Annotated in this window: 14 protein-coding genes, 2 tRNA genes and 1 other RNA gene; 10 read left to right on the top strand and 7 right to left on the bottom strand. The window is 46.8% G+C overall.

Features of this window, described 5'->3' with window-relative positions; genetic code table 11:
• From Q0372_RS07850 to Q0372_RS07830, 5 genes are all read left to right on the top strand, one after another.
• The coding region (locus Q0372_RS07850; RefSeq protein WP_298104631.1) for an agmatine deiminase family protein at positions 1-987 on the top strand (987 nt) is incomplete at its 5' end.
• Between the two features lie 20 nt (positions 988-1,007).
• Positions 1,008-2,180, top strand: coding sequence for a carbon-nitrogen hydrolase (locus tag Q0372_RS07845; RefSeq protein WP_298104628.1), 1,173 nt, complete (start codon positions 1,008-1,010; stop codon positions 2,178-2,180).
• A gap of 275 nt (positions 2,181-2,455) precedes the next feature.
• On the top strand, positions 2,456-2,926 hold the full coding sequence (locus Q0372_RS07840; RefSeq protein WP_298104625.1) for a type II secretion system protein: 471 nt from the start codon (positions 2,456-2,458) through the stop codon (positions 2,924-2,926).
• Between the two features lie 268 nt (positions 2,927-3,194).
• Positions 3,195-3,269 (top strand) — tRNA-Gln (locus Q0372_RS07835).
• Between the two features lie 42 nt (positions 3,270-3,311).
• Positions 3,312-3,386 (top strand) — tRNA-Met (locus tag Q0372_RS07830).
• A gap of 394 nt (positions 3,387-3,780) precedes the next feature.
• Here the strand turns inward: Q0372_RS07830 and Q0372_RS07825 are convergent.
• The 4 genes from Q0372_RS07825 to ssrA all read right to left on the bottom strand — a co-directional run bounded on the left by Q0372_RS07825 (position 3,781) and on the right by ssrA (position 5,615).
• A complete protein-coding gene (locus Q0372_RS07825; protein WP_298104622.1) occupies positions 3,781-4,116 on the bottom strand; it encodes a DUF3969 family protein in 336 nt (111 codons plus the stop codon).
• Positions 4,094-4,462, bottom strand: coding sequence for a hypothetical protein (locus Q0372_RS07820; RefSeq protein WP_298104619.1), 369 nt, complete (start codon positions 4,460-4,462; stop codon positions 4,094-4,096). Before Q0372_RS07820 ends, Q0372_RS07825 begins: the two co-directional genes overlap by 23 nt.
• Positions 4,463-4,679: 217 nt before the next feature.
• On the bottom strand, positions 4,680-5,024 hold the full coding sequence (gene imm40, locus Q0372_RS07815; RefSeq protein ID WP_298104616.1) for an Imm40 family immunity protein: 345 nt from the start codon (positions 5,022-5,024) through the stop codon (positions 4,680-4,682).
• 229 nt (positions 5,025-5,253) lie between these two features.
• Positions 5,254-5,615, bottom strand: a transfer-messenger RNA (tmRNA) gene (gene ssrA, locus Q0372_RS07810).
• Between the two features lie 98 nt (positions 5,616-5,713).
• Between ssrA and panB the strand changes: the two genes are divergently transcribed.
• The 5 genes from panB to Q0372_RS07785 all read left to right on the top strand — a co-directional run bounded on the left by panB (position 5,714) and on the right by Q0372_RS07785 (position 10,261).
• Positions 5,714-6,511 carry a 3-methyl-2-oxobutanoate hydroxymethyltransferase gene (gene panB, locus Q0372_RS07805; protein ID WP_298104612.1) on the top strand — a complete coding sequence of 266 codons (798 nt, stop codon included), beginning with the start codon at positions 5,714-5,716 and terminating at the stop codon, positions 6,509-6,511.
• A gap of 427 nt (positions 6,512-6,938) precedes the next feature.
• Positions 6,939-7,235 (top strand): hypothetical protein, encoded by a 297-nt coding sequence (locus Q0372_RS07800; protein WP_297943043.1) that lies wholly within the window; start codon positions 6,939-6,941, stop codon positions 7,233-7,235.
• Positions 7,236-7,355: 120 nt separating this feature from the next.
• Positions 7,356-7,613 carry a hypothetical protein gene (locus Q0372_RS07795; RefSeq protein WP_297943041.1) on the top strand — a complete coding sequence of 86 codons (258 nt, stop codon included), beginning with the start codon at positions 7,356-7,358 and terminating at the stop codon, positions 7,611-7,613.
• An 820-nt stretch (positions 7,614-8,433) separates the two neighbouring features.
• Positions 8,434-9,450, top strand: coding sequence for a Holliday junction branch migration DNA helicase RuvB (ruvB, locus tag Q0372_RS07790; RefSeq protein ID WP_298104609.1), 1,017 nt, complete (start codon positions 8,434-8,436; stop codon positions 9,448-9,450).
• 208 nt (positions 9,451-9,658) lie between these two features.
• Positions 9,659-10,261, top strand: coding sequence for a hypothetical protein (locus Q0372_RS07785; RefSeq protein WP_298104606.1), 603 nt, complete (start codon positions 9,659-9,661; stop codon positions 10,259-10,261).
• 305 nt (positions 10,262-10,566) lie between these two features.
• Here the strand turns inward: Q0372_RS07785 and ribD are convergent, their stop codons facing one another.
• The 3 genes from ribD to rbfA form a co-directional block, all read right to left on the bottom strand.
• On the bottom strand, positions 10,567-11,499 hold the full coding sequence (ribD, locus tag Q0372_RS07780; protein WP_298104603.1) for a bifunctional diaminohydroxyphosphoribosylaminopyrimidine deaminase/5-amino-6-(5-phosphoribosylamino)uracil reductase RibD: 933 nt from the start codon (positions 11,497-11,499) through the stop codon (positions 10,567-10,569).
• A 1,006-nt stretch (positions 11,500-12,505) separates the two neighbouring features.
• On the bottom strand, positions 12,506-12,925 hold the full coding sequence (locus Q0372_RS07775; RefSeq protein ID WP_298104600.1) for a ribosome maturation factor RimP: 420 nt from the start codon (positions 12,923-12,925) through the stop codon (positions 12,506-12,508).
• The gene (gene rbfA, locus Q0372_RS07770) at positions 12,918-13,283 is read right to left on the bottom strand and encodes a 30S ribosome-binding factor RbfA (protein ID WP_005872391.1); all 366 of its coding nucleotides are present in this window, start codon (positions 13,281-13,283) and stop codon (positions 12,918-12,920) included. The genes Q0372_RS07775 and rbfA overlap by 8 nt, the downstream gene beginning before the upstream one ends.
• Positions 13,284-13,516 lie beyond the last annotated feature (233 nt).

Here is a 13,516-nt window from a genome sequence, read left to right as displayed (position 1 = left end):
GCATTCGCCGAATGGGAAGAGCAAGAGGCGCTTTTGGTGTCTTTGCCGCACGCAGGTACCGACTGGGCGCCGTATTTAGGCGAGATACGGGCGGCTTATCGCAGCTTTATCGCCGCCGCAGCGAGGTTTGAGCCGGTCGTCGCGATCGCGCCGAGCCGCGAGGATTTTGAGCAAATTTGCGGCGGCTTAGCAAACGCGAGCTTCGCGCAAATCGATACCGACGATACGTGGATCCGCGATTACGGCGCGATCGACGTAGAGGAGGGCGGTAAAATCATGGGGCTAAATTTTCGTTTCAACGCCTGGGGCGGCAAGTTTGCAAGCGCCAAGGACGACGCGTTAAATTCCAAGCTTTACGCCGCAAACGCCCGTCCGCTGCGAGACGTGGATCTGATCTTAGAAGGCGGCAGCGTCGATTTTGACGGCGCGGGCACGATGCTAACTACGAGCGCATGTTTGCTGAACGAAAATCGCAACTCCCTAAGCAAGGCCGAGCTGGACGCGCGGCTGCGTGAAATTTTCGGGCTAAAAAAGATAATCTGGCTGGGACGCGGCTTCATAAAAGGCGACGACACCGATAGCCACATAGATACTCTTGCACGCTTTTTAAGCCCGCGCACTGTGGCTATTTCGTCGTGCGACGATCCGAGCGATCTGCACTACGCGGAGCTTGGCGCGATGAAGGATGAAATTTCATCGCTTGGATACGACGTGATCGAACTGCCGATCCCGCGCGCAATATTTTATCAGGGGCGCAGGCTGCCCGCGACTTACGCAAATTTCGTCTTTTTAAACGGCGCGCTCATCGTGCCTACCTATGCAGATCCCGCAGATCCGCGCGATCCAAACCGCGCGGCGGACGAGCTGGCGCTGTCGCGTCTGCGAGCGGCGTGCGCGGATCGCGAAGTAGTGGGGGTGAACGCGCGCGTTTTCATTCGCCAAAACGGCTCGCTGCATTGCTCGTGCATGAATAAATTTAAACTTTAAATTTAGATCGAAGGAAAAATATGAAAATTTTAAAAGTTGGGCTGATTTCGCATAAATTTGAAGGCACCAAGGCTTGCACGATAACGCGTAGCATCGAGCTTATCGCGCGTGCGGTGGCAAAGGGCGCGCAGTTAATCGTTTTGCAAGAGCTTCATCAGACGCATTATTTTTGCCAGCGCGAAAATACCGAAAATTTCGACTATGCGCAGGATTTCGAGCGCGATTTGCGGCTGTGGAGCGAAGTGGCGAAGAGATTTGGCGTCGTGCTGGTAAGTTCGCTTTTCGAGCGCCGTGCCGCGGGGCTGTATCACAACACCGCCGTGGTCTTCGAGCGCGACGGCAGGATCGCCGGCAAGTACCGCAAGATGCACATACCCGACGATCCGCAGTTTTACGAAAAATTTTATTTCACGCCGGGCGATCTGGGCTTTGAGCCCATAGATACGAGCGTGGGACGGCTCGGCGTGCTCGTGTGCTGGGATCAGTGGTATCCCGAGGCGGCGCGCGCGATGGCGCTACGCGGTGCCGAGCTACTCATATATCCGACCGCGATCGGGTGGTTTGATGGCGACGGCGAGGACGAAAAAGCGCGCCAGCTAGAGGCCTGGGTCGCGGTACAGCGCGGGCATGCGGTGGCAAACTCCCTGCCCGTAATCGCCGTAAATCGCGTGGGTTTTGAAAAAGCCGCGCTTAGCGAAGTCTCGCCGGATGAAATTTTATCCGGGAGCGAAGCAAATTTAAATGTGCGCGATAAAATTTCGCGCTCCACGGATACGGGCGGTGAGAGTAAAATTTTAAGCGAGGGCGGAATTTTATCCTTTAATAACGGGGCGCTAACGGATGGCGGCAAAATGGCGATCGGCGGCGAAATTTTGCCCGCTAAAAATGAGGCGGCGCGAGGGAATTTAAAGATTTCGATAGAGATAAAATTTAACGGCGAAACTTTAGAGGTGCTGCCGAATAAACAGCGCGTAGATCAGCTTGCCAGCGAAGAGGGGATTAGATTTTGGGGCAATAGCTTTGTTTTTGGCGCGCAGGGCGAACAGCTGTTTCGTGCAAATAGCACCGATGAGCTATGCGAAGTCGTAACTATCGATATGCAAAGATGCGAAAACGTGCGCCGCTGGTGGCCGTTTTTGCGAGATAGACGCGTGGAGGAGTATGGAATTCTTACGAAGAGATACGGGTTGTAGCATTCTGTATCTCGAATAGACATATGGTTTATCGGACGCGCGCAGAATGAAAGCAAATAATTTTTATGATATAAATGTACAGAGGCGATACTACAATACATTAATAGAGCAAATGAACTTGAAATTTTGATTTTGAAATGCCCACAAAATCGGATTTTGTAAATAAATTGTAAAAAATTTGCCAAAAACTATTGACAATTTTTAAATTTTTCTCTATAATTCCGCCAAGTTTCGCATATAGGTATGCGGGATGAATTTTATTTAAGGAGTAAACCATGAAAAAAGGTTTTACTATGATCGAGTTGATCTTCGTTATCGTTATTTTAGGTATTTTGGCAGCTGTTGCTATTCCAAGACTTGCAGCTACACGTGATGATGCTGAGGTTTCTAAAGCGGCTACAAACGTAGCGACTGTCGTTACAGAATTAACCGGCTTTTATACCGCACAAGGTAAGCTACCAAGCGCAATGAATCCAGCTAGAGCCTTAAAAGACATTACTAATGTACCTTTGACAGATAATGGTGAGATGAATGTAAAAGGCAATGCGTGCATTAAATTTGAAATGGTAACCGCAGATGCAGATGATGCTAAAAAGGGAATTGAAAACGGCGTTACACCTGTGTTAAAAGTTTCTAATGTAACTAGTACAGAAGCTGCATGCAAAGGAGTACAAGAGGCTGTTAAAAAGATCACAGAGTCAAGCCCAATTAGACTTGGCGGTAGCGGTGTTAATTTTAACGAATAATTTTGCTCAAAATTAAGTATCTCAAGGCTCAGATTTATCTGAGCCTTTTTTATTTTCTTAAATTTAATTTTATTTTTAACACTTTAATTTTTTATGTTATAAAATTAACTATTATTTTTATATAAATATTAAATTTTATTTAAGATGACAGTATAAATTATATTGAGTTATATGCTTTTTTTGATATCCAGTTTTATCATTATTAAAAATATAAAGTATTGACTTTCTATATTTATTTATGTATAATTTTAAATTATTAAATTAAAGTTGGGGTATAGCCAAGTGGCAAGGCAATTGGTTTTGGTCCAATCATTCGGAGGTTCGAATCCTCCTACCCCATCCACTTTCGTGAATGTTATTTAAAATTCATTTGCGCTTCTCATATCGCAGAGTAGAGCAGTGGTAGCTCGTCGGGCTCATAACCCGAAGGTCGGTGGTTCAAATCCACCCTCTGCAACCAATATCTTTAAATATTTATATTATAGTATCGCGTCTTTAAGATTTTACTCTTGACTTTATTTAAAAATGCTAAAATATATGTTTTAATTCAAAATTTGGAATTTTATCTACAAAACTACTCTTATTAATAGTATAAAATTAATAATAGGATTAATACTATCAAATTCCTTAAATCGTAAAATTTGCCGATTTATCTAAAATCTATGATTCACATATATTGCACACTAATCTTGTTAATAGCATTATCAAGTATTGAAAGGATTAAATTTACACGGAGTTTCTATCGTGCCGTTAAAATTTTAAAGGTTCAAGATAAGCCAAAAATTCCTTTAAAAGTTTTAACTTGTCTTGAGCCAAATTTTATTTAGTGCTCGCCAAAAGCGGAGCTATGGAGGCTATTTCTCATCTATAATTACCCATCTTTTTCTGGGCTCTTCATCGTATCGCTTTAAAATTTTTATTATTCTATTTTGCAATATTCGTAAGGTTTGTATATATTTTGTAGGAATTAGCTCAAAAATATCCTCTAATTCGCAGCATTCGATTATTATATCTATAATGCGTTCATTAACCTTATTTTTTTCCAAATGCGTTGAGATATAGGGTGAAAACAAAATTCTTTGGCTTTCATCTATGGTAATTGCCTTATGTTCCAATGCCCGTAATGAGCCCAGCGCCATTAGTAAAATAGCTCTTTCGCCCACAATATCAATATTTTTCTCTAATATCATTCGTCTCGCTCCACCCGCATTTAATTTTATCTAAAATCATACAAATCTTCTCTTCGTCTATCTCTCCATAAAGGCAAGGGTTTGCCAGCTCAAATATGATCTCTTGCAAAATTTCATCCTCATATCCTATATCCTCGCGACACTCGATTAAATTTGCCCATTCCTCAAGGAGATCATATGAAATTTCTTTATCGACGACTCTATTTAAGATATTTGCAATCGTATTTTGAGTTATTGTTACAAGCTCCAATTCGCTATCAAAGCCTATCTTTGCCAAGTCGCTTTTTATCACGCTTATATCTTTAGTAAAATTTATCAAATTTAATAAAATATCTATTTTAGCCATCAATGCCGCATTCGCCCTCGCGCTTCTATAACCATATCCTTATCTTTCATAAAGCCTCGGTTCTAAAATTTTAAATTTCATAGCGTTTTTCCTTATTCCTTTCCAAATTTAACGCCTTATCCAATCCTCTTTTTTTACGCTGAATTCAAATTCAACCTGCTTAAACGCGCCCTTCATACTTTTATGAAATTTCCTATACACAATCCAATTAAAATTTTCATTTGGGCACCTGCCCGGGGCCAATGGCTGGATAATATATAAAATCATCTCCGTTTCTAGCGCGATACTTAGCGATATATTCGATTGCCACTTCGAATGCATCGTCATCTCCCTTGTTTGTATACCAGCCGTCGCATGTGATGACGGGCTTATTACCGCTTAGGCGATATACTTCTCCTCCTAGAATAATCATACCTTTGCCTCTTGTAATTTTTAGTACCTCCATTACATCGTCAAATTTCCAAGCGATTTCATAAAAACCGAGCTCCTCTCTTAGGCGTATACCGCGCTCTAAAAGATCCTGCGGCACGATATTTACAAAATCCTCATCTGTAAACAACATAATTCGCTCCTTTTAAGTATAAGATTAATACCATTTTTCTATATCGTCTTTCTCTACGAAAACCCCCAATACAAAAAAGTCCCTAATAAAACTCCTATTTTTTCAGAAGTAATTATACTACAAACAAAAATAAAAGAAGAGAAAAATAATCGAAATCTAAGATAAGCGCCTATATACGGGAATTAAAGAGAAGTAAAAAGAAGTGATTGGAACTTAAAGATAGCTTAATTGGTGGAGGTGTGCGGGATTGAACCGCAGTCCGAAAACAAATGACCAAAGCCTCTACATGTTTAGCAAAAGTGAAGTTCTCGCGCAGGCTCGCTCACTTTCCAAAACGACCCGCCGGCGCAAAGACTAGGATTTCACCCTACGGCTCGTCACGCCGCAGAGCTACGCTATCGCAGATTACCCGCCGCCGCGCTTAGATAGTATCGGCGCGGAGCAGGGCTCGACTGGACTTACGCAGCTTTAGCGTAAGCAGGAGCAAATTTAACGTTGTTTGCGTTTAAATTTAGTTTGGATTTTATACGCTGTATCCAAAGCGACATGCCGCCTTGACCCATCCGTTCCCGTCGAAGCCAAGTCACCCCCGAAAGAATGCGCGCGCATTTTACTTTAAAATTTTATAAATGTCAAATTCGGCTTATGCTAGAATTGTGTTCAAATTTTAACCAAATCAAGGAGCCAAAATGTCAAAAATCACGCTTTCTAAATTATATGAGATGAAAAAATCCGGCGAAAAGATCGTGATGATCACCGCCTACGACGCGCTTTTTGCTAAAATTTTCGACGACGAGGTCGATATGGTGCTCGTAGGCGACAGCCTAAATATGAGCTTCGGCGGGCACTCCGAGACCCTGGGCGCAAGCGTAGAGCAGATGATCTATCATGCGCGCGCCGTAAGACGGGGGCTAAAGCGGGCGTATATGGTCGTGGACATGCCGTTTTGCTCGTGCGCGACGCCCGAGCTCGCGCTGCAAAACTGCGCCAAAGTTTATGAGAGCACCGGCTGCGACGCCGTCAAAATCGAAGGCGGCGCGCATATGGCAGATACCGTGGCGCTGCTTCATCGAAACGGTATCGCCGTGATGAGCCACATCGGGCTAAAGCCGCAGTTTTCGCGCTTTATGGGCGGTTACAAGGTAAGTGGACGCGGAGAGGAGGGCGCGCGCGAGGTCTTAAACGACGCTAGAGCGCTTGTCGAGGCGGGCTCGGTGCTGCTGCTGGTAGAGGGGACGATTTCCGCGGTCGCAAATCAAGTGGCGCTCGGCACCGACGTGCCCGTCATCGGCATCGGCGCGGGCGCGGGCATAGACGGACAGGTGCTCGTGTGGAGCGATATGTGCGGATTTTTCACGGAGTTTCGGCCGAAATTCGTTAAGCGTTATTTAGACGGCGCTGCGCTGGTAAAAGGCGCGGTGCGCGAATACGCGCGCGAAGTGAAGGACGAGAGCTTCCCAAGCGAGGAGTTTGAATATAGGCAATAACGGGATTTTGGGCTAAATTTTAAAATTTACGCGCCGAAATTCCAGCGATAAAGCCCCGCTTGCCTTAAAACAATACTTCGTTTTCGCGCGTCGCAAGCTACGTAAACAGCTCGCCAGCTCGCGCCGCTTGAAATTTATTCGGCGCGAGCGATTGCGAGCGCTTTACCTAGTGCGAGAGATCGCAGGCGCTTTGGGCGAATACTCTGCGCGGTATTTTATACGGGGGCGCCGTGCGAGAGTTTGCGTGCTTCTGCATGCGAGCGCTATTTCTTTCGCCGACTGCAACGCACGAACGCTTTTCATGAACGCTTTCGCGCCCGCAGCTCTAAAATACGCTACGAGCGCTAAATTTTACGCATGCAGCCGTAGAATTCTGGCATAAGTCAGCCGTCAGGCCTAAGCGGCTCATAAAATTTAAGGAGAAAATTTGGCTAAAGCTTTAAAAATCGTCATAGCCGCGGCTCTGGGCTTACTCTTTTGCCTAAAGGTGCTGCCGATTTTGGCAGCATTTTTCGCGTTGAATTCTTTCTTTGATAAAGATGATATGGAGCTGGATAAAGCCCCGCCGATGCAAAACTACGAGCAAAATCGCGAGAAATTTCTAGACCTGTTAGCTTTTGCAGGTCGCAACTTCCCTAAAAATTTGCGCGTTACAATCCAGAGCACCTACGGCGATGAGTATATTTGGATCGATTTGGACGGCAATGAGACGAAATTTTATTAAAATTCCATTTTCAGGGATAATGCGCCGGGCATCGGCGATGGGCTAAAGCTCATCGGCTGGGACAAAAAGACGTTTGCAGAGCTAAAGTCAAAGCTTGCGGCAATAAACGCTAGAACCATCGTGCTAAATAGAAGCGGCGATAGTGGGGTGCCTTGGGCGAGCATCACCTACAGCTATATGGAGCACTTTGCCGATAGCTATGAGTTTTATGTTCTCAATAGTCCAAAACTCGCCGAGCTTTACGCCAAGGGCTGCTCGAGAAAATTTCAAAGCGACGGTGTAGTATTTTTATATGCAATTGAAATATCAGATTATAGAGTGCTTTGTAAGAGTGACGACAACAATAAAAGTGTCTTGATCAAAGAGAGCGATCGATAAGGCGTCGTGAGGTGACGAGGCTAAATTTAATCGCACGAGCTCGCATTAAGCTTAGCGGCAAATTTTACAATCAGCGCCGAATTCCGAGCAGTCGCGAAATACCAAACTCTGCGCGAAATTTTATCCAGCCGTGCAAGCGCACAAGGTAGATTTTGCATAAAATTCTACACAGAATTTCTTGCAAAATTTTAACCGATTATGTGAGATAAAATTCTAGCCGGCTGCGCGCCGCAAAGCTTGAAGCATAGAATTTAAAGCCTCGCTGCCGCAAAAACAAAGTCCACATTAAAATTTTACGAGATAAAATTTTGCTGCAAAATTCCAGGCGCAGAATTTAATATCTTAAAATTCCAGCGCCAAATTTCACGTCGTAAAAACTCTGCGCGTATTTTTCAAACAGCCAAATTTTGCCACTAAATTCTACGCGCTCAAATTTCGCACCGCTTGCTCCGCAATCGTCGCTCGCGAACGCCCAAAGCCTTAAATTCTACGCGATCAAAATTCTACGCGCTAAATTCCGCGCCGTAAAATTTAGCGCAGTTAGCGACCCGCGCGCTGTTCGGGAGCCGTCACAATAAAATTCCGCACCAAGGCATAGCGGGCGTAGCGGCATGAGCATAGCCTTAAAACGTCGCGGTAAAATTTCGCAGTCTTTCGCGACGGGTGCTTTGCTTTTTAGCCCCAACCCTAAGCGCGTACCGTAAAATTCCGCACGGCAAATTTTATCTCGCCCGCAAAGACGGCGCCTTACTAAAATTGTCAAAATTTAGCCATTTTTCGCTACACTTGCTAAAATTTTAAAAACGATTAAAGAGAGATTATGGACAGAATTGTAGAGATCGAAAAGATGCAGCTCGATGAGAGCGTGGAGAGCTCGCTGCGCCCGTCGAGCTTCGAGGATTACGTGGGGCAAGAGAAGATCAAATCAAACCTCGCCATAGCGATCGCCGCAGCGAAAAAGCGCGCCGACGTGCTTGATCACGTGCTTTTCTACGGGCCGCCCGGGCTTGGCAAAACCACGCTGGCGCATATCATCGCCGCTCAGATGGGCGCCGCTATCAAGGTCACCGCCGCGCCGATGATCGAAAAGGCGGGCGATCTGGCGGCGATTTTAACGAACCTGCAAAGCGGCGACGTGCTTTTCATTGACGAGATCCACCGCCTAAGCCCCGCGATCGAAGAGGTGCTGTATTCGGCGATGGAGGACTTCCGCCTCGACATTATCATCGGCTCGGGTCCCGCCGCGCAAACCATCAAGATCGACATTCCGCACTTTACGCTCATCGGCGCCACGACGCGCGCGGGCATGATCTCGGCACCGCTGCGGGATCGCTTCGGTATGCAGTTTCGCTTGCAGTTTTACACGCACGCCGAGCTTGCGCGGATAGTACAGATCGCTTCTGTTAAACTCGGAAAAGAGAGCGCAGCCGACGCCAGCGCCGAGATCGCGCGTCGCTCCCGCGGCACTCCGCGTATCGCGCTAAGGCTACTGCGCCGCATACGCGATTTTGCCGAGGTGCGCGACGAGGGCGCTATCTCGCACGATCGAGCGCGCGAAGGGCTCGAGGCGCTGGGCGTGGACGAGCAAGGCTTTGACGAGATAGATATAAAATATTTGGAAATTTTATTTGACGCCAAGCGCCGTGCCTTGGGGCTTAGCACGATCGCGGCGGCGCTTAGCGAGGATGAGGGCACGATCGAGGACGTTATCGAGCCCTATCTGCTCGCTAACGGCTACATCGAAAAGACCGCCAAAGGCCGCATCGCAACCGATAAGGCGCGCGAGGCGCTCGGTCGCGTGCTAAAGGCCGCGGAGAGAAATCTGTTTGAGGAGTAGGGCGGATGAAATTTTATACTTCACGGCGCTGAGCCATAGCTACGCAGGCGGAAGCTCTGCCGTGGCGATTTTGTATATTTGATCTTTGAATTTTGCTTGGTTTTAAAGCTTCTTCAGATTTAAAATTTCAAGCGGGAGATTTTGTAAATTTAGAGCAAATTTATTATCGGCTCAATAAAATATCCAAAAGAATATGAAGGGAAATTTTATGAAATTCACAACAAAATATATAAAAAGGCTCTTATATTATTTTTATGATGTATTTTATAGGCGTGTTTTTATCAGGGGAGTTTCGCATCCATCAGCACAGGTGGCTAGCATAGGCTGCTATGGTTTGCTTTTTGTCCTATGCGGGATGCTTTTTACTATTTATAGAACGAACACGGCGCCCAAGCAATTGAATGAGCTTGAGATAGATACCGGAATTTTAAGAAACGTTTATTATAATTTTCGCGGAAGCGGCGGACGAATACATATAGAACTAGAAAACGGCAAGAAAAAAGTTTATGAAATAAGCAAAAGTGATAGCGATATTTATGAAAAGCTAAAAGGGCAAAAAATCAAAATTTACGGCGAGCCAAGTCCAGATATATTAGGCAATAATGAAATTTTACAGCTTGAAGATCAAGATGGAAAAATATATAAGGAATATAATTTCGATCATAGATTGTTAAGACCATATTTAATGACCGCACAGTTTAAATTCTTTTTAAAAGGGGCAGTTTTTCTACTTTTATTGATATTTTTTATAAATTTTTCAGATAGAAATTTGATTAAAAAAAATCTAGAAGAAGGAGCAAAAAATGAGTAACGGATTGGGCATTATTAGAGATGGGCTTTCACATGGTCTTGCTAATACAGCTGCAGCGTAAGCAATAGTGAAAATCTGCTTTCGTATGCCTATAAGGGCAGTTATTATTCTCACTCTCCATTGAAAGTTAAAATTTAGTCTATTCGCGCATCTGTTGTGCTCATTATTTTATAAATTCGTATTCTTTTACCCTACGCAGATTGTTGTTTGCGATTATCAAGGTATATTGATTTTCTGAAAAATAGCCTGTCGCCCGTTTAGCTTTTACTTCATTCTCGTTTATCGTACCGATTTTTACTTTGCTTCTAGCAGACGCATTCGCTATACATTTTTCTTTTCCGCGTGAAGTTGCTATTGGGCTTATTGTAAGAGTTACGGCGCGAGTATATCCAAACATCGGGTGCGCGCGGCTTTAGATTTTGCGGCGCGACACGCGCGTCTAGCGCCAGCATATCGGCTCTGCCTGCCGAAGCGCTAATTTCGTCAAATTTAGCCGCACGCACATCCAGCGTCGGTCTGTCGGCGCGCACGGTCTGCCCGCCTACGCCTACGTAGTCGCACACGCCACGCAGCTCGTGCACGAACGCGCGCTGCTTCTCGCTGCCGATCCGCCCATGCACTGCGCCGTTTAGCGTGGCATTGATTTTAATGAAGCAAAAGCCGCTCTCGCGCGCCAGATAAAACGGCTCTGCAAGCTCCTCCGCCGCGGCAGAGCAGACGTCAAATTTCACCTCTATGCCTCCGCGGCGTAAAATTTCCGCGCCGCCCGCAGCCTGCGCGTTCGTATCGCGCGCGCCGATTACCACGCGAGATAGGCTTAGCTCTGCCAAAAGCTCGGCGCAAGACGGCGTCTTGCCGCGGTGCGCGCAGGGCTCGAGCGTGACGTAGGCGCAAGCGCCGCGCAAAAGCCCGCCGTGGCGGTTTAAGATAAAATCATAGGTGAAGCTCGGCTGCAAGAGCGCGCTTTTTAGGGCTTCTAGGTTTTGAAATTTAACGCCGAATTTGCGGGCGTATTCGCAAGCGAAATCCTGCACGAAATTTGCGTCCAGATCGCACAGCGCGGCGAAAACGGCGTTTGCCTCGGCGTGCAAAAAGCCCGCCTTTTTGTGCGCGCCTATGCCAAGAACCCTGCCGCTCTTATCCAGCAGCGCGCAGCCAACGGCGGGGTTGGGTAGCGTCAGAGCCTGATAGCGCCACGCAGCCCGCAGCGCCAAATCCATGTAAAATTCGTCGTTCATAAAAGATCCAAAAATTTAAATTATCCCGCTCAACCGTGATTGCTTAGCCGATTTTGCGATCAAGCCGCGTTGCAAATAGTCACCGGGGTGCGATCGCAATTTGCGCGCTGCAAAACCTAAATTTACGATAAAACATAAAATTTAGAATTCTCTTTGAAGCAAAAGACTTGAAATTTTACTGCGCCCAAAACAGCGCGTAAATTTTAAATTTAGCCGCTTTCAGGCGCGACGCGAAATTCCAAAGCAACGTGCAAATATCGCGCAAAACTTATCATTTAGCGACGCAACATGAAATTTCAAAACGGCACGCGCGGCATGGGAATTAAAATTTACGCAGCAGAAATCGCCGCGAAGCTTGCTTTTTAGCGGTACGATCTGAAATTTCAAAGCGCCGCCCGGTGGCGTGAAAAATTACTTTTTATCGGCGCGACGTAAATTTTAAAACAGGCTAGCAGAGCAGAATTTTAAAATTTTGCGCCGAGCACCGCGAGAGATCAAAAGCGACCGACAGCGGCAAATTTTAAAAAATCCAAAATTTAACATGCTCGCGTGCCCATTCGACGCAACAAGGCGGTGCTGCGGGCATGTCTGCGCGAAAGGCTAATATTTATCGAATTTCACTCTGTCCGTAGTGACACATTCGTACCGATGCCGACAATCGCAAACCTAAGCCGCAAAAAGCTTAGCGAAACGGCGTTTCGCCGCGGTGCGCATGCGATCAATTGCAACGCAGAAATGCTTTCGTGCGATACGATCAAGCTCAATGCGAAAGACTTGCGCGCAGCATGTGTTTTTGAAAGCCGCACCGAATATCGCGCGCTAAATTAAAAAGCGAGGCGAGATGCTGCGAGCCGTGCATCGCTCGCGATAGACGCAATACTTAAAAGCGCACAAAAAGCAAGGCAAATCCAAATTAGCCTCGCCGCTTTAGCTTGAAATTTAAGTCTACGCTTCTCAAACACCACACCCCAAAGCCCTACGTGCAAAATTTTAAAAATCTCCGTCGCTACCACTGCACGTAGGTTCGCGCCTTTTTGATCTCGTCAAGTCGCACGCCTACCTCGCCGCCGTCCGTGCGTAGCCTAAGCACGCCGCCTTCGCAGCCAAGCACTTCGCCGCTTAGCTTCTGCCCGTCCGTACGGCTTAGGCGCACCAGCTCGCCCACGGAGTTTGCGAAATGCTGCGGCTTGCTTAGCTTGCGCTCAAGCCCGGGCGAGCCGACCTCCAGCGTCCATTCGCCCTCAAGCGGCGGCTCCACGTCGAAAATCGGCGAAAGTAGCCGCGATAGCCGCTCGCAGTCGTCCAGGCCCACGCCGCCTGCTTTCGTGATACTGATGCGATAGATCGTTCTGCCGTTTTCGCTCACCGTCTCCACGTCGTAAAGCTGCACGCCGCACTCGCGCGCCAAAGCCTCTAAATCAACCATTTTTGCGCAACTCCTCCTCTATTTTGTCGAAAAGATCGTCCATTTTGTTTTGATACTCCAAGCGATCGTCAAATTTGAAGTGAAACGCGGGGCAGCGGTACCAGCCCTCCGCCTCGGCGCAGAAGTTTTGCAAATATCTCGCCACGCGGCCGAGCTTTTCGAGCACGAATTCCTGCTCGCGCTCGTCGAAGGCGTTTTTATCCAGATATACGAACGCGTCGTAGCGCCCGCGCTTGCACTCCACGTCGGTGACGCACAGCCCGCGCAAAAGCTCGTCCTCTAGGCTCGCGAGCGCTTCGGGGATGAGCTGCTTTAGCACGCTTTGCGTGCGCAGTCTTCTGAGTTCGGTCGGATTCATCTTTACCTCGCTATCTTAAATCGCCGCAGATTGCGCGGCGATGGAATTTTATTTTGCGTCTTGCGATGACGGAATTTTATTGCTTTGTCGTAGCAGAGCGTCCGTCTCGCGACGATATAGAATTTTATTGCGTTGCCATAAAATTTATCTTACGCCCATCTTGCGGCGACATAGAATTTTATCTCGCATCCATCTTATGGCGACGCGGAATTCTATCTCGCTTTGGCACGGCG

The organism is uncultured Campylobacter sp., assembly GCF_937997405.1.
Classification (GTDB): domain Bacteria; phylum Campylobacterota; class Campylobacteria; order Campylobacterales; family Campylobacteraceae; genus Campylobacter_B.
The sequence above is the reverse complement of the archived record's forward strand: the minus strand, read 5'-3'. Positions and strand labels throughout refer to the sequence as shown.